The sequence below is a fragment of the Micromonospora sp. M51 genome, from assembly GCF_018070305.1.
GTDB classification, from domain to species: domain Bacteria; phylum Actinomycetota; class Actinomycetes; order Mycobacteriales; family Micromonosporaceae; genus Micromonospora; species Micromonospora parva.
The window spans coordinates 1-18,098 of record NZ_JAGPXZ010000029.1; the positions used below are offsets into that span (position 1 = coordinate 1).

20 protein-coding genes are annotated in these 18,098 nt (G+C 70.3%); 11 read left to right on the plus strand and 9 right to left on the minus strand.

All coding sequences use genetic code 11. The features are described 5' to 3' along the window. Positions 1-1,036, minus strand: a 1,036-nt coding sequence (locus KBX53_RS03270) for a sugar ABC transporter substrate-binding protein (RefSeq protein WP_210857761.1), incomplete at its 3' end; no start/stop codon positions are given. A gap of 123 nt (positions 1,037-1,159) precedes the next feature. Between KBX53_RS03270 and KBX53_RS03275 the strand changes: the two genes are divergently transcribed. Further along, positions 1,160-2,044: an IclR family transcriptional regulator gene (locus KBX53_RS03275; protein WP_167337289.1), complete on the plus strand. Its 885-nt coding sequence runs from the start codon at positions 1,160-1,162 to the stop codon at positions 2,042-2,044. A 19-nt stretch (positions 2,045-2,063) separates the two neighbouring features. On the opposite strand, the gene KBX53_RS03280 is transcribed toward KBX53_RS03275, so the two are convergent. Continuing rightward, on the minus strand, positions 2,064-2,378 hold the full coding sequence (locus KBX53_RS03280) for a chorismate mutase (protein WP_030330617.1): 315 nt from the start codon (positions 2,376-2,378) through the stop codon (positions 2,064-2,066). 197 nt (positions 2,379-2,575) lie between these two features. Between KBX53_RS03280 and KBX53_RS03285 the strand changes: the two genes are divergently transcribed. Continuing rightward, on the plus strand, positions 2,576-3,175 hold the full coding sequence (locus tag KBX53_RS03285; RefSeq protein ID WP_309140703.1) for a CDP-diacylglycerol diphosphatase: 600 nt from the start codon (positions 2,576-2,578) through the stop codon (positions 3,173-3,175). On the opposite strand, the gene KBX53_RS03290 is transcribed toward KBX53_RS03285, so the two are convergent. The 3 genes from KBX53_RS03290 to KBX53_RS03300 all read right to left on the minus strand — a co-directional run bounded on the left by KBX53_RS03290 (position 3,085) and on the right by KBX53_RS03300 (position 5,477). Continuing rightward, on the minus strand, positions 3,085-3,771 hold the full coding sequence (locus KBX53_RS03290; RefSeq protein ID WP_210857762.1) for a TetR/AcrR family transcriptional regulator: 687 nt from the start codon (positions 3,769-3,771) through the stop codon (positions 3,085-3,087). The genes KBX53_RS03285 and KBX53_RS03290 overlap by 91 nt on opposite strands. Beyond that, the gene (locus KBX53_RS03295; protein ID WP_210857763.1) at positions 3,764-4,600 is read right to left on the minus strand and encodes an alpha/beta fold hydrolase; all 837 of its coding nucleotides are present in this window, start codon (positions 4,598-4,600) and stop codon (positions 3,764-3,766) included. The genes KBX53_RS03290 and KBX53_RS03295 overlap by 8 nt, the downstream gene beginning before the upstream one ends. 76 nt (positions 4,601-4,676) lie before the next feature. Further along, positions 4,677-5,477 carry a hypothetical protein gene (locus tag KBX53_RS03300; protein WP_210857764.1) on the minus strand — a complete coding sequence of 267 codons (801 nt, stop codon included), beginning with the start codon at positions 5,475-5,477 and terminating at the stop codon, positions 4,677-4,679. A gap of 53 nt (positions 5,478-5,530) precedes the next feature. Between KBX53_RS03300 and KBX53_RS03305 the strand changes: the two genes are divergently transcribed. Continuing rightward, on the plus strand, positions 5,531-6,133 hold the full coding sequence (locus KBX53_RS03305; RefSeq protein ID WP_210857765.1) for a class I SAM-dependent methyltransferase: 603 nt from the start codon (positions 5,531-5,533) through the stop codon (positions 6,131-6,133). 93 nt (positions 6,134-6,226) lie between these two features. Here the strand turns inward: KBX53_RS03305 and wrbA are convergent, their stop codons facing one another. Next, complete coding sequence (gene wrbA / locus KBX53_RS03310) at positions 6,227-6,826, minus strand: NAD(P)H:quinone oxidoreductase (protein WP_210857766.1); 600 nt, start codon at positions 6,824-6,826, stop codon at positions 6,227-6,229. Positions 6,827-6,976: 150 nt separating this feature from the next. Then, positions 6,977-7,369, minus strand: a complete 393-nt coding sequence (locus tag KBX53_RS03315; RefSeq protein WP_210857767.1) for a nuclear transport factor 2 family protein — start codon at positions 7,367-7,369, stop codon at positions 6,977-6,979. A gap of 237 nt (positions 7,370-7,606) precedes the next feature. Here KBX53_RS03315 and KBX53_RS03320 point away from each other — a divergent pair, with 237 nt between their 5' ends. After that, the gene (locus KBX53_RS03320; protein ID WP_210857768.1) at positions 7,607-9,490 is read left to right on the plus strand and encodes an alpha/beta hydrolase-fold protein; all 1,884 of its coding nucleotides are present in this window, start codon (positions 7,607-7,609) and stop codon (positions 9,488-9,490) included. A gap of 67 nt (positions 9,491-9,557) precedes the next feature. On the opposite strand, the gene KBX53_RS03325 is transcribed toward KBX53_RS03320, so the two are convergent. Next, positions 9,558-10,271 (minus strand): alpha/beta fold hydrolase, encoded by a 714-nt coding sequence (locus tag KBX53_RS03325; protein WP_210857769.1) that lies wholly within the window; start codon positions 10,269-10,271, stop codon positions 9,558-9,560. 216 nt (positions 10,272-10,487) lie between these two features. Here KBX53_RS03325 and KBX53_RS03330 point away from each other — a divergent pair, with 216 nt between their 5' ends. The 4 genes from KBX53_RS03330 to KBX53_RS03345 all read left to right on the plus strand — a co-directional run bounded on the left by KBX53_RS03330 (position 10,488) and on the right by KBX53_RS03345 (position 13,706). Next, complete coding sequence (locus KBX53_RS03330) at positions 10,488-11,126, plus strand: DNA alkylation repair protein (RefSeq protein WP_210857774.1); 639 nt, start codon at positions 10,488-10,490, stop codon at positions 11,124-11,126. Positions 11,127-11,200: 74 nt separating this feature from the next. Then, positions 11,201-12,439 (plus strand): MFS transporter, encoded by a 1,239-nt coding sequence (locus KBX53_RS03335; RefSeq protein WP_210857770.1) that lies wholly within the window; start codon positions 11,201-11,203, stop codon positions 12,437-12,439. 219 nt (positions 12,440-12,658) lie between these two features. Continuing rightward, positions 12,659-13,375, plus strand: a complete 717-nt coding sequence (locus KBX53_RS03340) for a hypothetical protein (protein WP_210857771.1) — start codon at positions 12,659-12,661, stop codon at positions 13,373-13,375. Positions 13,376-13,421: 46 nt separating this feature from the next. Further along, a complete protein-coding gene (locus KBX53_RS03345; protein ID WP_030330638.1) occupies positions 13,422-13,706 on the plus strand; it encodes a hypothetical protein in 285 nt (94 codons plus the stop codon). A 103-nt stretch (positions 13,707-13,809) separates the two neighbouring features. Here KBX53_RS03345 and murQ read toward each other — a convergent pair whose 3' ends face one another. Then, positions 13,810-14,703 carry an N-acetylmuramic acid 6-phosphate etherase gene (murQ, locus tag KBX53_RS03350; protein ID WP_030330640.1) on the minus strand — a complete coding sequence of 298 codons (894 nt, stop codon included), beginning with the start codon at positions 14,701-14,703 and terminating at the stop codon, positions 13,810-13,812. 261 nt (positions 14,704-14,964) lie between these two features. Between murQ and KBX53_RS03355 the strand changes: the two genes are divergently transcribed. The 3 genes from KBX53_RS03355 to KBX53_RS03365 all read left to right on the plus strand — a co-directional run. Continuing rightward, positions 14,965-16,524, plus strand: a complete 1,560-nt coding sequence (locus KBX53_RS03355; protein ID WP_030330642.1) for a sodium:solute symporter — start codon at positions 14,965-14,967, stop codon at positions 16,522-16,524. A gap of 11 nt (positions 16,525-16,535) precedes the next feature. After that, positions 16,536-17,708 (plus strand): anhydro-N-acetylmuramic acid kinase, encoded by a 1,173-nt coding sequence (locus tag KBX53_RS03360; RefSeq protein ID WP_210857772.1) that lies wholly within the window; start codon positions 16,536-16,538, stop codon positions 17,706-17,708. Between the two features lie 27 nt (positions 17,709-17,735). After that, a partial coding sequence (locus tag KBX53_RS03365) for an FAD-binding oxidoreductase (protein WP_210857773.1) occupies positions 17,736-18,098 on the plus strand: 363 nt, incomplete at its 3' end.

Below are 18,098 nucleotides of genomic sequence, written 5' to 3' on the forward strand. Positions count from 1 at the left end.
CGGTGAGCCCGTCGAAGACGGTGAGGAACGGGGTCTCCTTGAGCGTCTCCGCGCTGCGCTGCGTGGTGGTGGCGACGCTGCTCGCGCCGAGGATCTCCTGCAGCTTGACCTGGTTCTGCGGCTCCAGCGCCCACTTGATGAAGGTGCCCGCCTCCTCCTGGTGCTCGCTCGCCTCGTTGATGACGACCGGGGCGAGGATCGCGCCCTGCTTGCGGACCGGGAACGGGATGGGGGCGACGCTGAAGTTCAGCTTGGCGTTCTGGCCGCGGGTGGCGGTCACGTAGCCGCCGTTGTTGAGCTCCATCCCGACCTTGCCCTCGGCGAACATCCGCCGGAACGTCGCCGCGTCGGCTCCGCGCGGGATCACGTTCGCGTCGTAGAGGTCCTTGAACGCCTGCAGGCCCTTGAGGTTCTCGGGCGAGTTGATGGTCAGGTTCTTCCCGTCGGACCAGGCGCCGCCGAAGCCGTAGACGTAGTTGAAGATGTCCTGCCAGACACCGGCCTCCTCGGCCTCGGTCTGGCGGAACGCCAGACCGAAGACGTCGCCCTTGGTCAGCGACTTCGCCGTCGAGGTGAACTGCTCGAAGGTGGTCGGCGGCGTCGGGATCAGGTCCGCGTTGTAGAACATCGCGTAGTTCGACGCTTCGAAGATGACGCCGTGCCGGACACCGTCGTGGACCATGAACTGGTCCGGCTGCTTGAGCAGGTCGTACTTGCTGGCGTCGATCACCTTGTCCAGCGGCGCGACGAGGCCGGCGTCCGAGGCCGCCTCGAACTCGGGCATGTCGAAGCGGACCAGGTCGGGGCCCTTGCCGCTGCCCATCTGGGTGAGCACGGTCTGGCCGAAGGTCGGGTACGGCACCGCGGCGGCGGAGACCTGGACCTTGGTCTGGCTCTGGTTGAACTCTTCGAGCCACTTCGTCAACAGGGGCCCACGGCCGGGGTCGCCGAAGGTCGAGGCGGCGAAGGTCAGTTTGGTGACGCCGTCACCGGAGTCGCCGTCCGAGCCGCAACCGGTCAAGAGAGCGGCAACCAAGCCCAGGGCACATGTCGCCCTGACGATGCCGAAGCGAGAGCGCTGATTACCCATCGTTACTCCACTGTTACGAGTTGGCGTCAAGGGGGTGAAATTGCAACGATCGTAGCGCCATGTGCAACGGTGTCAAGTGGCGATTGCGCATCGCGTCATCTATATTGCACAATATGCAATGACAGCGACGGCGCTATCCGTCGCGCGAGGGGAGAAACAGCCTTGGCGCAATCGATTCGTCGCGCGATCGACCTCATCCGGCGATCCGCGGAGCACCCGCTGTCCCTTACCGAGGCTGCGGACGTGCTCGGCGTCCACAAGTCCACAGCCCTGCGCATCCTGCAAACACTGGAGTCCGCGCGCTTCGTCCGTCGGACCGGCGCGGGCACCTACGTGCTCGGCAGCGGCCTGATCGAGTTGTCCGAGCTCGCGCTCGGCTCGATGGACCTCCGCCAGCCCGCGGCCGCGCACCTTCGTGCGCTGCAACGCGAGACCGGCCACACCGTACACCTGGCGCAGCTGACCGGCGACGAGATCATCTATATCGACAAGGTGGACAGCCCGGCGTTCGACGCCGTCAAGCTGCCGTCACGGGTGGGACGCGCGGTGTCGATCTACGCCAGCGCCGTCGGCAAGACGATCCTGGCGTACCTGCCCCGGCAGGAGCGCGACCGCCTGCTCTCCCACGTCGTCTTCGAGAAATTCACCGACACCACCTTCACCGACCACGACGCCCTGGAAGCCGAACTCGCCCGCATCCAGCAGTGCGGCTGGGCCATGGACAACGGCGAGCACGACGCCTACGTGATGTGCGTGGCCGCGCCGATCAGGGATTCACGGGGTCAGGTCATCGCCGCCGCCTCGATCACGGCGATCGAGGTCATCGCGAGCCTCGATCAGCTGAAAAGCAACCTTCCGCTGTTGCTGGAGACCGCCAACAAGATCTCGTACGAGCTCGGCTACGCACCGCCAGCGACGGCGAGCCCGGAAGGTGCCGGCCACGGCGCGACCTGAGCGCGCCCGGCCCGGACGATCACCGCGTCGGCGGCGCCGACCCGCCGGTGATCCGGTGGTGCTCGTCGGTCTCCATGTCGATGAAGGCCTGGATCATGCCCCGGTAGATCCGTTCGATCAGATCCGGGTCGGCGCCGGCCTCGCCCGCCAGCGCGCGGACCCGGGCCACCACCTGCGCCACGCGCTCCGGTGCGCGGACCGCCTGACCGTCGCTCTTGAGCGGGGCGGCCTGCCGGACCAGCGCCTCGCGCCGGGCGAGCAGGCCGACCAGGTCACCGTCGAGTTCGTCGATCCGAGCGCGGATCTCGGTCAGTGTCACAGCGGTCTCTGTCACGCCGGAAATCGTCGCACGACGACGACACGATCAGGCGACCCGTTCACCGGCCGTCGCGTCAATTGCCCGCTTCGCCCTAATCTCGACAACGTTCACGTTCGCCCCCAGCACGGCAACCACGGGACCGGGTCCAGGTCTGCGAGGGTACGAAGACCGGCCCACCGTTTCCCCAGTGCCTGCGCACGACTCCCACGTACGTGGTCCTCAATGGAGGGTCGGGGTCGAACCACGACTCCCTGCTCCTCCCCAGCAGCCGGATCAGCGGCATCGAGTGTCCGTTCATCACCACCGCCAGTGCCCCGAACTATTGGCTGGAGGCGTGGAACAACGCCCAGCCGGGGCAGCCCGGTCACGTCGTCTACCCGCACATCGGGCTGGGCGTCAACTCCGCCGACCCGACGATCCGGATGCAGGACCAGTTGCACATCCACCTGGCCGGCATCCACTCGGGAATCCAGACGCAACTGAACAACCACGACAGTGCGATCAGCAACGATCCGACGCGGTGGCGCAACCAGATCGTGCCGGTCTGGGGCCTGACCAGCACCGGCCTGCCCGCCCCCCGCTCGTACCGGGTGCTGCACGTCGCGAACCTGAACGGGAACCTCTTCCGGCTCCTCCTGGACAGCGTGGTGCGGCCGACCGGGACGACCATGGCGGCGCAGATGCTGGCCGTGACGCCCCGACTGACCGGAAGCGGCGGGTTCTACGTGCTGAACAGTGAGCCCGGCCTGCCGGTTCCGGCCGGGCAACCCGGTGGCACGGGCACCGTCGACTTCCTGCTCGCGTACGGCTGAGGGGTCGACCCGGTGTCAGCGGCGCCGGTGCTGGCGCCGGCACGCAGGCCCTGATCGATAAAGTTGATCAGCCAGGTGAAACTCTCGTCGACCGACGTGTCGATCTGGAACCCGCCGGCCGCCTCCAGGGTCGCGAACCCGTGCAGGACGCTGCGCAGCGTCCGCATGGCGTGGATCTCCTGGCCCGGGTCCAGCCCGTACCCGCTGAGCATGGCCGCCCAGGAGGCGAGCACCCGCTCGCTGGCCGGAATGAACGGGTCGTCGGGGCCGGTCGGGCGGACCGCGTTGGCCGCCGCGTACCGGCCGGGGTGTTCCCGCACGTACGTGCGCATCGCCTGCGCCCCCGCGGCGAGCGCGTCGCTACCGGACCGACCCTGGATGGCGTCACGGATGACGTCGCCGGCCTCGGTCATGGCCAGGATCGCGATCCGGTGTGCCAGGTCGGCCTGGCTGCTGACGTGCTTGTAGAGCGAGGGGGTCTTGATCCCGAGCCGTTCGGCGAGCAGGCCCATGCTGAGGTTGTCGAAGCCGACCTCGTCGACAAGCGCGGCGGCGGCTTCGGTGACCGACGCCGGGGTGAGCCGAGCCTTAGGCATTGGTCAGCGTCCGGGCGAGGAAGGGCAGGGCCAGGGCGACGACCTCGTCGGGCGTCTGCGTGTGCGGGTAGTGTCCCGCGCCCTCGATGACGGCCAGCTCGCCGAGCCCCTGCGGCAGGTCGGCGATGATGCGTTCGCCCTCGGCCCGCGGGTCGGCCCAGTCGGGGTCGACGCTGCCCTGGATCACCAGGACCGGGCAGGTGACGTTGGGCAGCTGCCGACCAGCGTCGGCGGCGCTGGTCTTGGCCATGGCCTGGAGGGCCTTCATCCGGCCGGGCTCACTCATCTTGGCCTCGATGCGCGCCAGCTCGCTGTCCCAGTCGGCGGGCTTGGTCGGGATCGCCAGGTTGAGGTAGTTGCGCCAGCTCGCCACGCTGCCCCGCAGCAGCACCTGCGCCAGGTGCAGGTAGCCGGCCCGGTAGCGCTTGACCCTCACCAGCCCGGCGAGGTCGATGGACTGCGCGCGGGTGAACGGCGCCAGCTCGATGACGCCGGAGATCACGTCGGGCGCGGTCGCCGCCGCGATGGTCGCGGCACCGCCGCTGATCGACTGGCCGATGAGCACCGCCGGGCCGCCGAGGTGGCGTACCACGGCGACGAGATCGTCAGCGATGTCGGTGCGGCTGTAGCCGTCCCAGCCGAGGCTGGAGTCACCGCAGCCGCGGATGTCGACGGCGGCGACCCGGTATCCGGCGGCGGCCAGGGCCGGAGCGACGAACCGGTACGAGTGCCGGCTGTCGCCCATGCCGTGCGCCAGAACGACCAGTGGCCCCTGCCCGGTGAGGTCGTAGGCGATGGTGTTGCCGGCAATGTCCAGGTATTCGGTCATGACGCCTCCACAGCGAGCTAATGCGATTAGCTTAAGGCTAACCGCATTAGCCGCAGAGGGCAAACGGCTGGCCCGGTTACCCGCCGCCACCCATGCCGAGCTGGGGATAGAGGGCATCGGGGGCGACGACCGCCCCGGCCGGCCGGACGACGCTGACCGTCGACCCGAAGTCGCTGTAGCGCAGGGACGCGCTCGGCAGACCACTGGCCTCCGGCATCAGGAAGCTGACCAGCCGACCCTCGGTGTCCAGCATCGCCCGGAACGCGTGTCGCCGTGCGCTGTCCGGAAAGACACCACCGGGATCGAGCCGGAAGCTGATCCCGTTACCGACGCCGATCCGGCTCGCGTCGATCGTCCCGGTGATCTGACGGCCGTCGGCACGTGCGGTGACGATCGCGTCGATGAGGCGGCCCGAGCCGCCGGAGTCGTTCCTGCCCGGCGCGAAGCTCAGGGCGAAGCCCGCCGGCACTCGGGCCGGGTCGAGGACCATCCACTGGTCGCCCACGCCCCGCAGGAGCTGACCGGCCTTCAGGTAGACGTCGTCGTCGATCATCCGGATCTCGATCGTCCCGCCCGGCGCCGTGATCGTGGCGTTCACACGCTTGTTGACGTTGTCGGTGTGCGACAGCGAGGTGATCTGGCTGGCGATGTCGACGTCGCTGCGAAAGCTCGTCTGATTGACGAACGCCGTGCCCGCCCGCAGCAGACCGACCGCCTCGGCGGTGGCGGCGGCGTCGGCGCTGGCGCTGGCGCTGGCGCTGGCGGTCGACTCCGGAGCGGTTCGAGGTTCCGGGTCGCGCTCCGCCCGCGTGCCGACCGAGCAACCCAGCAGAAGCAGGCCCACAGAGATGCCGGCCAGCGTGGCTCGACGTGTCATGGCCATCACGGTAGGCGCGACCCGCAAGGTGTGGTGACCCGTATAGTGCCGCGATGGAAACGGACCCGGTACGGCAGGCTTACACGTCCGTCGCAGAGCTGTACATCGAGATGTTCGGCACCAAGGAGCAGGTACACCCCGACGACCTCGCCCTCATCGAGCGACACCTGGGGGATCGACAGGGCCCGGTGCTCGATCTGGGCTGCGGGCCAGGCCACCTCACCGGTTACCTCCGGGCACTCGGTGTCGACGCGGCGGGGATCGACCTGGTCCCCGAGTTCATCGCGCACGCGCGGGCCGCCCACCCGGACGTCGAGTTCCGGCTCGGGTCGCTGGCCCACCTCGACGTCGCCGATGGGTCCGTCGACGGCATCCTGGCCTGGTACTCGTTGATCCATCTTCCGCCGCAGGAACTCGACGGCGTACTCACCGAGTTTCGCCGGGCGCTGGTCCCGGCCGGGCGGTTGGTGCTGGGCACCTTCTCCGCCGACGAGGTCGGCGCCTTCGACCACAAGGTCGTGACCGCCTATCGGTGGCCGCTCGACGCGCTCTCCGAGCGACTCACCCAGGCCGGCTTCCGGGAGGTCGAACGCCTACCCCGAGCCGGCGACGACCAGCACCGACCGCACGCCGCCATGGCCGCGGTGGTGGTGTGAGGCCGCCGAGGGCCGGCCTCCCCTCCAGGGAGCCCGGCCCTCGCGCAACTGCGCACCCGCGTCGAACCAGCGTCCGGTTCGGCGGCAGCACCCTCAGGCGTTGAGCTTCCCGGCGATCTTGACCACCCGCGAGGCCATGTGGTCCAGGGCGGCGAACTGGGCGTCGCCCAGCGGGGCGTCGTTGTTGCCGCCGGTGACGTGCGAGACGCCGTACGGGTTGCCGTCGGCGAACTTCAGCGGGTCGGTGTAACCCGGGGGCACGATCAGGCCGCCGAAGTGGTGGATGGTGTTGTAGAGCGCCAGCAGGGTCGACTCCTGGCCGCCGTGCGCGGTCATGGACGCGGTGAACCCGGCGTACACCTTGTCGGCGAGCAGCCCCTGCGCCCACTGCGGACCGAGGGTGTCGATGAACTGCTTGAGCTGGCTGGCGACGTTGCCGTACCGGGTGGGGGTGCCGAACAGCACCGCGTCCGCCCAGACGACGTCGTCGGCGGTCGCCTTCGGCTCGTTCTTCGTGGCGTCGAAGTGCTGGCTCCAGGCGGCGTTGGAGGCGATGGCCTCGCCCGGGGCGAGTTCCGGAACCTGACGCAGTCGCACCTCGGCGCCGGCCTTCTCGCCAGCCTCGGCGAGGCGCTTGGCCATGGCGTGCAGGGTCCCGGTGGACGAGTAGTAGATGACGGAAAGCTTGGTCATCGGAGGCATCCCTTCCCAAAGTAGTTGCTGTCGATAAATTTGCGGCCGCAACAATCTCGACTGTAGCAGTCGCCTCGCGGCACCCCAACGTCCTGCCCATGCCCGCCGCCGTGACGGAGCACACCACCCGACGGGCGCCGCGTTCCCACGTCACGACCCGTCCGGAGAGCTGGCCGGCTGCTGCCCCGGCCAGAACGGCCACTCCTCGAACGACCGGCACCGGCCGTCGCCGGCGAACCGGATGACCCACAGGTCGCGGTACTCCTGCTCGACCGGGTCGCCGTAGCGGACCTCCTGGCGCGACACGGCGGTGTCACCCTCGACCGCGACGATCTCCGCGGTCATCTGGAACACCTCGTCGGGACCCTTGCGCTGCTTCTCCCACATCCGGGCGATGGCCGGCAGCCCGACGACCGGCGTCCAGTACGGGCCCTGCTGGTAGCTCGCGTCCTCGGTGAAGAGCCCGACCAGGCCATCCGTGCCCGGCGTACGCCAGAGTCGCTCGTAGGCGGCGAGCCAGTCCTCGACGTGCGTACGGTCCATGGAATTCACCTTGCCACCCCGGCGGCGGCCAGCCGGGCGAACCCGCAGGCTGCCGGGGGTGCGGGCACGCTCGGGTGAGCGGGGCGCGAGCCCGGCGTCGGCGCCGCAAACCTTGACACCGAACGGCATACCCCGCCAGACTTCCCGATGCTAATTCGATTTAGCGTCCATCGAAACCCCTCGACTGCCAGTGCCCGGACCAGACCGCGACGTGCGACCACAGAGGAGTCTTCGCGCATGAGGGAAACGACCGGAAGACGCAGGCTCCGGCTTGCGATCTCGATTCTCGCGTTCACGGCACTCGGAGCGGGGGCCGTCGCCCCCGCGCCAGCTGCCGCCGCCGGCAGGCCCACCCCCGCGCCGGGCGCGACCGTCAAGGCGGACCGCACCTCACCCACCGGCTACACCGTCACGTTCGTCTACCGCAACCCGCACGCCACCCAGGTCCGCCTCGCCGGCGACCTGACCCTGCTCGACGTCAACACCGGCACCACGCGCTACCAGCCGGAACAGTGGCAACCGGGGCGCTACCACTCCGGCGGCACCGAGTTCCTCCGCGACATGACCAGAGACCCGAAGGGGAACTGGTCGGTCTCGGTCCCGCTGCACGCCGGAGGCCTCAGCTACTGGTACCGGGTCTGGGACCCGACCCAGGGCTGGGAGAACAAGCGCATCTGGGATCCCGCCTCGACGAACCCGCGGCCCCCGGGCGAGTCCTCGTTCCGGGTCAGGAACAACGACGTTCTCGACGCCGTGTCCGTGCCGTACGCCGAGAAGCAGAACGACCCGGTGCTCAAGAAACGCGCGGGCTACGAGTTGCCGGTGGCCGACCGCGCGAAGCGGGGCACGGTCACCTACATCCCGTACACCACGATCCTGGGCGACAGCGGCCACTACCTCGGCGTGTACCTGCCGGCCGGCTATGACGCCAACCGCGCGCAACCGTACAAGGTCGCGTACCTCGCGCACGGCATCTTCGGCGACGAGACCGACTTCATGGTCCCCGCGAACGTCCCGAACATCCTGGACAACATGATCGCCAAGGGTGAGATCGAGCCCACAGTGGTCGTCACCATGGGCAACCACTTCACGGGCACCAGCCTCGGCTTCGCCTCCTACAACCAGACCAACGCGGCCAACAACCTGGTCCAGACGATCCTGCCCCTCATCGAGGGCCGCTACCACGTCTCGACCGAACGCTCCGGGCGCGCCTACGCCGGGTTCTCGTACGGCGGGATGACGGGCGGCGTCGTGATCAGGAACTACCCGACCACCTTCGGGTTCTACGGACACTTCTCCGGCAACCCGTCGCTCACCACCGGGGACTACGACACCATCGCCAACGCGGTCGGAGACGACGACCTCTCCGTCTTCCTCGGCAACGGCGTCTTCGAGGGCAACCTCAACGCCCAGAACGCCATCGCTGACAACTTCCGGGCCCGGGGGTACGCCGCCGCGACGGCCCAGGTTCCCGGCGCGCACGACGGGATGACGGCGGGCCAACTGTTCACGATCTTCGCCCGGGACCATCTGTGGTCCGGGGTGGACTCGGTGTCGGTGACGCCCGCGTCGGTGAACCTGACGACAGGGTGGAACTGGACCAGGCAGTTCCGCGCCCGGGTGACGACCAACGAGGGCGTGAGCCCGGCGGTGACGTGGTCGGTGCGGGGGGCGACCTCCCCGGACACCACCATCTCCACGGCGGGCCTGCTCTCGGTCGCCGCCGGGGAAACCGCGTCGTCGCTCACGGTGGTGGCGACGTCGGTGATCGATCCGACCAAGTCCGCTTCGGCCCAGGTCACAGTGGTGCCGGCGGGCACGGCACGGGTCACGGTGAAGGCGAAGGCCGCGCCTGCCTCGGTCGTTCGCGGTGACACGTTCACACTGCGCGTCGACGTACGGGCACAGTCGCCGCACCCGAAGGCTCCGACGGTGACCGGCGAGGTCGCGGTCACCTTCGGCGGCGCGACCCACGTGGTGGCGCTGCGCGGTGGTGCGGCCGTCGTCGACCTGCCGACCGACGGACTGTCCGCGGGGGTGTACCCGGTGCACGTCGCCTACTCCGGTGACCCGGTGCACGCCCCCACCGCGGCCGTCCACCAGCGGCTGCGGGTCCGCTAGACAAGCAGGCGGGGTGGGCCGGCGGCCTTCCGGCGTCGGCCCCCCCGTCAGCTGAGCGTCCGGACCGTCAGCTCACCCCCCGAACCGCCTCGATGATCGACTCGGCGACCTCACTCGGGTCGGCCACCGCCATCGCGTGCGACCCGCCGACGACCTCGCGCTGCCCCCGAGGGTTGGCCCGCTCGGCCATGAAGCGGTGCGCCTCGACCGGGATGTTCTTGTCCAGGTCCCCGAACACGAACCAGCTGGGCAGCGACCGCCAGGCAGGGTCGCCGGTGAGCTGGTCTCCCAGGGCCTGCTCGGTGATCGGCCGCTGGGTCCGGGCCATCAGCGCGGCCATGTCGCCCGACGCGTCCGCGCAGAACTGCGCGTGGTACCGGTCCTGGGCGATCGCCACCTCGTTGCCACCGGTCGACACCGGGTACTGCACCAGCGTGTCGGCCAGGGTGCTGCCGGGGAACTTGCCCGACAGCGACAGTGCCGACTCCCCGGTGTCCGGGGCGAAGGCGTTGACGTACACGAGGGCCCGCACCGAGGTGTCGCCGGCCGCGGCCTGCGTGATCACCATGCCGCCGTACGAGTGGCCGACGAGGATGATCGGTCCACCGATCCCGCGTACGACATCCCGCACGTACGCGGCGTCGCCCGCGACGCTGCGCAGCGGATTCGCGACGGCCACCGAGTCGTACGCGGCGCCCATGCGCTCGAGCACTCCGTTCCAACTCGCCGACTCGGCGAACGCCCCGTGCACGAGCACGATGGTGGGCTGTGGATCAGGCATGACTGGTGCCCCCTCACTCCGTGAAGCTGTTCACCGCCGGTCGCACTGGTACGCCTGGATACCCGTCACGCGAATGTGAAACGTCCGGTCCCGGTGGCCTGCACCGGTCCTGCCGAACGCGTCGGTCGGCGGGCCAGCGCCGTAAGCTGCATCAACCCCGATGGGCAGGAGGCTGCGGTGGCGGCGACGACGAACACTGCGACGGTGGCCGAGGTGATGGCCGAGCTGGCCGAGCTGGCGGACCCGAGGGCACGCGAGGTGAACGCCAGACACGGTGACGATCATGGTGTGAACCTCGGCGCGCTTCGGGCGCTCGCGAAGCGGCTGAAGACGCAGCACGATCTCGCGCGCCAACTCTGGGCGACGGGTGAGTCCGCGGCGAGACTGCTGGCGATCCTGATCTGTCGTCCCCGGGCGTTCACGAGTGACGAGTTGGACGTCATGGTGCGCGAGGCGCGCACCCCGAAGGTGCACGACTGGCTGGTCAACTACGTGGTGAAGAAGAACCGGCACGCCGACGAGCTGCGGCTGGCCTGGTTCGCCGACGCGGATCCCGTGGTCGCGAGCGCCGGGTGGGCGCTGACCACCGAACGCGTGACGAAGAGTCCCGAGAGTCTCGACCTCCCGGGACTGCTCGATGTGATCGAGACCGAGATGGCGGACGCGCCGGATCGCCTCCAGTGGGCGATGAACCACTGCCTGGCGCAGATCGGGATCGAGCACGCCGAGCACCGCGCTCGGGCGATCGACATCGGCGAACGCCTGGGGGTGCTCAGGGACTACCCGACCTCCCCCGGCTGCACGTCTCCGTTCGCGCCGATCTGGATCACCGAGATGGTCCGCCGCGCGGGATAGACAGCACCTTCCCGGACGAGCCCTCGGAACGGGGTCGACGCCGTCCGGCACTCGTCCCTATAGTGAGTTCCATTATGGGACTTACTACCTTCTGGCGGTGGTGGGTCGCCGGCACGACCAGCCACCTCGGCTCGGCGGTCGGCGCGCTGGCCCTACCGCTGACCGCGCTGAACGTGCTCCACGCGTCGGCCTTCGAGATGGGTCTGATCACCGCGGCGGGCTATCTGGCGTACCTGCTGATCAGCCTGCCGGCCGGGGTGATCGTGCAGCGCGTGCCGCTGCGCGGCATGCAGGTCGGCCTGGACCTGGTCCGGGCCCTCGCCATCGCGTCGGTCCCGCTGGCCTGGTGGCTCGGCATGCTGACCGTGGCCCAGCTGATCGCTGTCGCCCTGGTGGTGAGCTTCGCCAACGTGCTGTTCGACGTGGCGAACCAGACGTTCCTGCCGGAGATCGTGCCGGCCGCGCAGTTGCAGGCCCGCAACAGCCTCACCTCCGGCACCCATGCCGCCACCACGCTGGGCGGGCCGTCCCTGGGCGGCTTCGCGGTGGCGGTGCTGGGCGCGGTGCCGACGCTCTTCGTGGACGCCGTCAGCTATCTGGTCTCCGCGGTGTTGCTGCGCACCCTGCCGGCTCGCCGGGTGCAGCGACCGGCCGAGCGACCACCGATGGTCACGATGATCCGCGAGGGCTGGCATTTCGTGCTCCGACACCCGATCATCGGACCAGCCATGTGGGACGCCACCGCGACGAACTTCGTCAGCGGCGCGATGCTGGCCCTCTTCCCGTTCTACCTGGTGCGCGAGCTGCACGCATCGCCGATCCTGGTCGGGCTGCTGATCGCCACCGACGGTCTCGGCACACTCATCGGCGCCGCGCTGACGACCCGCTTCACCAACCGGTTCGGCACCGCCCGCGGCCTGATCATCGCGGCCTTCGTCGGCGTGGCCGGCGCGCTCATCATCCCGCTGGGCACCGGCATCGCCGCATTCCTGGCCTTCGCGGCCGGAAACCTCATCCTCGCCAGCTCCACAGTGGTGCTCAGCGTGACCACCCGCACGTACCGGATGCTCGCCAGCCCACCGGAGCTGTTGTCCCGGGTGATCGCCACCGTCAAGTTCGTCTCCTGGGGCGCCATCCCGGTCGGTGGCCTGCTCGCCGGCCTCCTGGCCGGGCCGCTCGGTGCCCGCACCACGTTGCTGATCTTCGGGGCGCTCACCGTGCTGTCCCCGATCATCTACCTGTCGACGCCGATCCGCGGCCTGCGCGACCTGCCACTCGACAGCGCGCCGGCCCCCACCGAGGCCAGGGTGTGAAGCCCACCCCCGCTCCGTCCACAGTGCTCGGCCAGGACATCGACAGAAGGTGTAGCCAACGGTTCACCGGGGCAAGAACCCGCACATGAGGCAAGCGACACTGCGGCACGGGTACCTGCCCGACCAGCGGCACCGCACCGGCGAGCCCGGCCGGGCAGGGCCGGCGACGTCGCTGCCGACGGCCGCCGGCTGATGCGGTTGAGGCACAGCCTTCCCCCGATGGCGCTCGGGGCGGCGGCGCTCGGGGCGGCCCTGGGCGCCAGCCCCGCCCACGCCGACAGCCCGTCACCGTCGCGTCTCCCGCCGCTGGAGGTCGCCACCTCGCCGCAGGCCCTCTCGGTTTCGGTGGACGACGTCGTCGAGGTGCAGCTGGATGTCCCACTGCCTGTGCGGACCACTGCCGTCCCGCTGCCCCTGCCGTCCACGGACCCGCTGCCCCTGCCGTCGATAGAACCGCCGCCCCTGCCGGTACCGACACTGTCGGCCAGGCCGGTACCGACAGTGTCGGCCAGGCCGGCCACCACCGCGCCACGTCGTCCGGCCCGTGCTCCCTCGTCGCCGCGCACCACGCCGACGCCAGCCGCCTCGGTCCCGCCTGCCGTACGCGTTGACCAGTCGGCGCCGTCGACGGTGTCCCCGGGCGGTGCCCACGGCAGGTCCGATGGCCGCGCGTCGGATCGGGCGCGGCCAACGACGGCCACCGTCACCGGTGAGCGGCCCGTCCCGCCGGCCCGTCCCGCACCGGGGCCGCCGGTGTTCGTCGTGGCGCTCGCCACCGGGCCGGCCACCACCAGCACCGGCGGTGCCGAGCCACCTCCGTCGACAGCCGAAGCTCCGCCATCCATCCCGCTGCTGCGGGCCGGGTTCACCGTCAGCGCCGTCGACCTGCGCGCTACCGGTCTACCGGTGGAGCGGGGTCCTCCCCCACCCCGGTAGCTCCTGATCGCCCACTCACGTCCACGACGTTGATCAGGAGAGACTCATGGAAATCGCCGTCATCTGGATCCCCGCCGACATCGAGCCGTCGGAGCCCGCCGTCGCGAAGTGTCTCCGCCACCTTCGCCGACACTCGTACCGATTCGCGGGAACCGTGCGGGCACCGTGGGAGACCGTCGAACAGAGCATGATCGACGGGGAGGTGGATGTCGTCGTCATCGCCGATTTCGCCCACCTCCCGCCGGACCGGTCCCCCCGGATCGAGCTGGCCAGCGCCACCGGAGACGATGCGGACGGGGACCAGCCGGCTCCCGACACCCAGCAGCACTGACACCACGAAGCGCCCCGTCCGCAACGAACGGGGCGCTTCGTCGATCTGGTAGCGGGTCAGCCGCGGGACAGCTCGCCCCGCCGAAGGCCGGCCTCCCGACGGGTCAGGCGGCGACGGCCGCCCGGACGTCGTCGTCGGCGTCGCGCAGCCGGGCCGCGGCCTCCTCGGCGGTGCAGTTCGCCAGCAGCAGCACGATGGCCGTCTTGGCGTGCCCGCGCGCCGCCGCGAGCGCCCGCGCGGCGGTGTCCAGGTCGGTGTCGGCGGCCTCGGCGACGATCCGACGGGCCCGGTCGACGAGCTTCTCGTTGGTGGCGTTCATGTCCACCATCAGATTGCCGTAGACCTTGCCCAGCCGGGCCATCGCGGCGGTCGACAGCATGTTGCAGACCAGCTTCTCGGCGGTGCCGGCCTTGAGCCGGGTGGAGCCGGTGAGCACCTCGGGCCCGGTGGGCACCTCGATGGCGACGTCGGCGTGCCGGCTGGTCACCGCGTCGGTGTTGCAGGCCACCGAGACGGTCGCCGCGCCGCGCGCGCGGGCGTGGTCCAACCCGCCGACCACGTACGGGGTACGGCCGCTGGCGGCGAGCCCGACCACCGTGTCGCGGGCGGTCAGGCCGACCGCGTCGAGGTCGGCGACGGCGCGGGTCGGGTCGTCCTCGGCGCCCTCGACGGCGACACCGAAGGCGCGTGCCCCGCCGGCGAGCAGCCCGACGACCCGATCGGGCGTGGTGCCGAAGGTGGGTGGGATCTCGACGGCGTCGAGCATGCCGATCCGGCCGCTGGTGCCCGCGCCGAGGTAGATCAGCCGTCCGCCCTGGCGTAGCGACGCCACGATGACGTCGACGGCGGCGGCGATGTCCGGCACGGCCCGGCGGACGGCCTCGGCGACCGTCTGGTCCTCGTCGTTCATCGCGAGAAGCAACTCGGTGGGAGACATCCGGTCGAGGTCGCTGGTCTTGTCGTTGCGGGTCTCGGTGCCGAGGGTGCTGAGGTCCACGGGGTGCTCGTTCCTCTCGCTGGTGTGCAGTCGCCGGCCGGCGGGGCGCGGATCTCCGGTCGCCCGGCGGCCCGGGACGGCTCGTCGTCGAGCGCGTCCTCGCGACCCGCCGCCACGGCCAGGCCGCGGCGCAGCTGCGAACAGTCCCCGTATCAGCAGGCTGAAACCACAGCGTAACCAGCCCGGCCGGGCGGTGGCAAAAAGTTTCGCGTTACCCTGGTCCAACGTCACTTCTTGACAATCGCTGGTTGGGAGCGAGCCGTGCGTCAACTCGACCTCGTCGTGATCGTGCTGTACCTCGTGGTGATCGCCTTCGTCGGACTACGCCTGTCCGGCAAACAGAAGTCCGCCAAGGACTACTTCGTCGGCGAGGGCCGACTGCCCTGGTGGACCGTCTCGTTCTCCGTGGTCGCCACCGAGACCAGCGTCCTGACCGTGATCAGTGTTCCCGGCGGCGCCTACAGCGGTCAGGGCTTCGGCAACGTCGAGCTGGCCCTGGGTTACGTCATCGGTCGGGTCGTCGTGGCCGCGGTGCTCATCCCGCTGTACAAGCGGGGTGGGTTCGTCAGCGCCTACCAGTACCTCGGTGAGCGGTTTGGCCTGAAACTCCAGGGTCTGGCGTCGGTGACGTTCGTCTTCACCCGCCTGCTCGCCGAGGGCGTACGGCTGTTCGCCTCGGCCATCCCCATCAAGCTGCTCCTCGACGAGTTCGGGCTGAACGTCAGCTACCAGGCCATCATCATCGTGCTCACGCTCATCACGGTGGTCTACACCTACCTCGGTGGCATCAAAGCGGTCATCTGGACCGACGCCATCCAGATGGGGCTGTATCTGGGTGGGGCGATCCTGGCCATCGCGGTGCTCAGCCACGCCGTCGGCTTCGACGGCTACTCGCAGGCATTCGACGCTGGCAAGTTCCAGCTCTTCGACACCAACTTCGACCTCGCGCACGTGCTCACCAGCCCGTTCGCCCTGCCGACCGCGATCATCGGTGGCGCGATCTTCGCGATGGCCAGCCACGGGTCGGACCAGCTGATCGTCCAGCGCATCCTGTCCACCCGGACGCTGCGCGAGGGGCAGCAGGCGATGATCTCCTCGGGCATCTTCGTGGTGATCCAGTTCGCGGCGTTCTCCCTGGTCGGGGCGCTGCTGTGGTCGTACAACAAGGGTCAGAGCTTCAAGGAGCTCGGCCTGGCCAGTAGCGACAACCTCTACCCGAGCTTCATCCTGCACGCTCTGCCGGTGGGCATCTCGGGTCTGCTGGTGGCCGGCATCCTCGGCGCCGCGATGGGTTCGCTGTCGTCGGCGCTGAACTCGATGTCGAACTCCACCGTCGCCGACTTCATCCACAGCTTCTTCCGCACGGTCCCGTCGGACGACGTGATGCTCCGGCTCGCCCGGGTGATGACCCTGGTCTGGGCGGTGCTGATGGCGGTCTTCGCCTGCGCGTTCAGCTCCAGCACCGGAAACGTCTACCTGACCGGTCTGACCATCGCCGGCTACACCTACGGCGCACTGCTCGGGGCCTTCCTGCTCGGCCGCCTGGTCAAGCGGGCCAACCAGGTCGACGCGGTGATCGCCTTCCTGGTCACCGTGGCGGTGATGACCTACATCGTCCGCTACGTCAAGATCGATGTGACGACGGCCGGGACCACCACCGCCACCGCCATCGCCGCGCAGTGGCTGGTCCCGATCGGCGTCCTGATCACCCTGGTCGTCGGCGCGGTGTCGAGCCGGTTCCACCCGGCCCCGGAGACGCCGTACGACCATGGACGCACCGACGAGGTCGACGAGACGGCAGCGCCCGCCGGCCGGGCATGAAGGAGGACGTGATGCGCGTGATCGGCCTGATGTCCGGAACCTCCTACGACGGCATCGAAGCCGCCGCCGCCGACCTCGACCTCAGCGGTGACACGCTGCGGATGCGAACGCTGGGTCGGCTCAGTCACCCGTACCCCGAGCAGCTGCGCACCCGGATCGCCGCCGCCCTGCCGCCCGCCCCGACCACCACCGAGGCGATCTGCGTGTTGGACACCGGCGTCGGCCAGGCGTTCGCCGAGGCTGGCGTGCGGGCCCTCGCGGAACTCTGCGATGGCCACGCCGACCTGCTCGTCTCGCACGGGCAGACCATGCACCACTGGGTCGAGGACGGCACGGTGCGTGGCACCCTCCAGCTGGGTCAGCCGGCCTGGATCGCGGAGGCCACCGGTCTTGCGGTGGTGGCCGACCTGCGCAGCCGCGACGTCGCCGCCGGCGGCCAGGGTGCCCCCCTGGTCGCCCTCTTCGACGCGCTGCTGCTGGGCGGCCTGCCCGGCGTCCCGGCCGCCCTGAACCTGGGCGGCATCGCCAACATCACCGTCGTCGCGCCGGACGCCGACCCGCTCGCCTTCGACACCGGCCCGGCCAACGCGCTCCTCGACGCCGCCGCCCGCCACTTCAGCGGAGGCACCGAGCACTACGACCGGGACGGACGCGGGGCGGCCGCCGGGCAGGTGAACCCGGCCCTGCTGCGGCGACTGCTCGACGAGCCGTACTACCGGCTGCCCAGCCCGAAGAGCACCGGCAAGGAGCTGTTCCACACGCCCTACCTGCTGGCCGCCCTCGCCGACGCGCCCACCCCGGACCCGCAGGACGTGCTGGCCACGCTCACCCGACTGACGGCGGTCACGGTGGCCGACGCCTGCCGCGATCACGGCGTCACCCGGCTCGTCGTCTCCGGCGGCGGGGCGCGCAATCCGACGCTGATGCGCATGATCGCCGACGAGCTGCCGGACGTCGACCTGTCGTCGAGCGACGACCTGGGCATCGCCTCGGACGCCAAGGAGGCGTTGGCCTTCGCGCTGCTGGGCTACCTGACCGTGCACGGGCTGCCGGGCACCCTGCGCTCGGGCACCGGCGCGCGGCACCCGTCCGTACTCGGCAGCATCACCCCCGGCCGGCAGCCGCTACGGCTGCCCGCGCCGGTCAGCACCGCTCCCAACCGGCTACAGATCGTCGCCGACTGACCGCCCCCTCGCCCGGGAGGATCGCCCATGAGCACCGCCGTACCCGCGCCAACTTCGGCCGGCGTCCGCGCCCGTGCGGTCGCCGAACTGCTGCGCGAGCGCCTCGATGACCCCAGCCGGGCCAGCGCCGAGCTGCCCCGGAGGCTGGCGGCGGCACACGACGCCTCGCCGTACCTGTTCGAACCGCAGGCCGTGGTCCGCGCCGCCTCGGCGGCCGAGGTCGGGGCGTTGATGGCCGGCGCCCGGGAGGCAGGCGTGCCGTTGACCCTGCGCGGCGGTGGCACCAGCCTCGCCGGGCAGGCCGGCGGCGCCGGCGTGCTGGTCGACGTCCGCACCGACTGGCGGCACGCCGAGGTCCTCGACGACGGCCGCCGCATCCGGCTACAACCC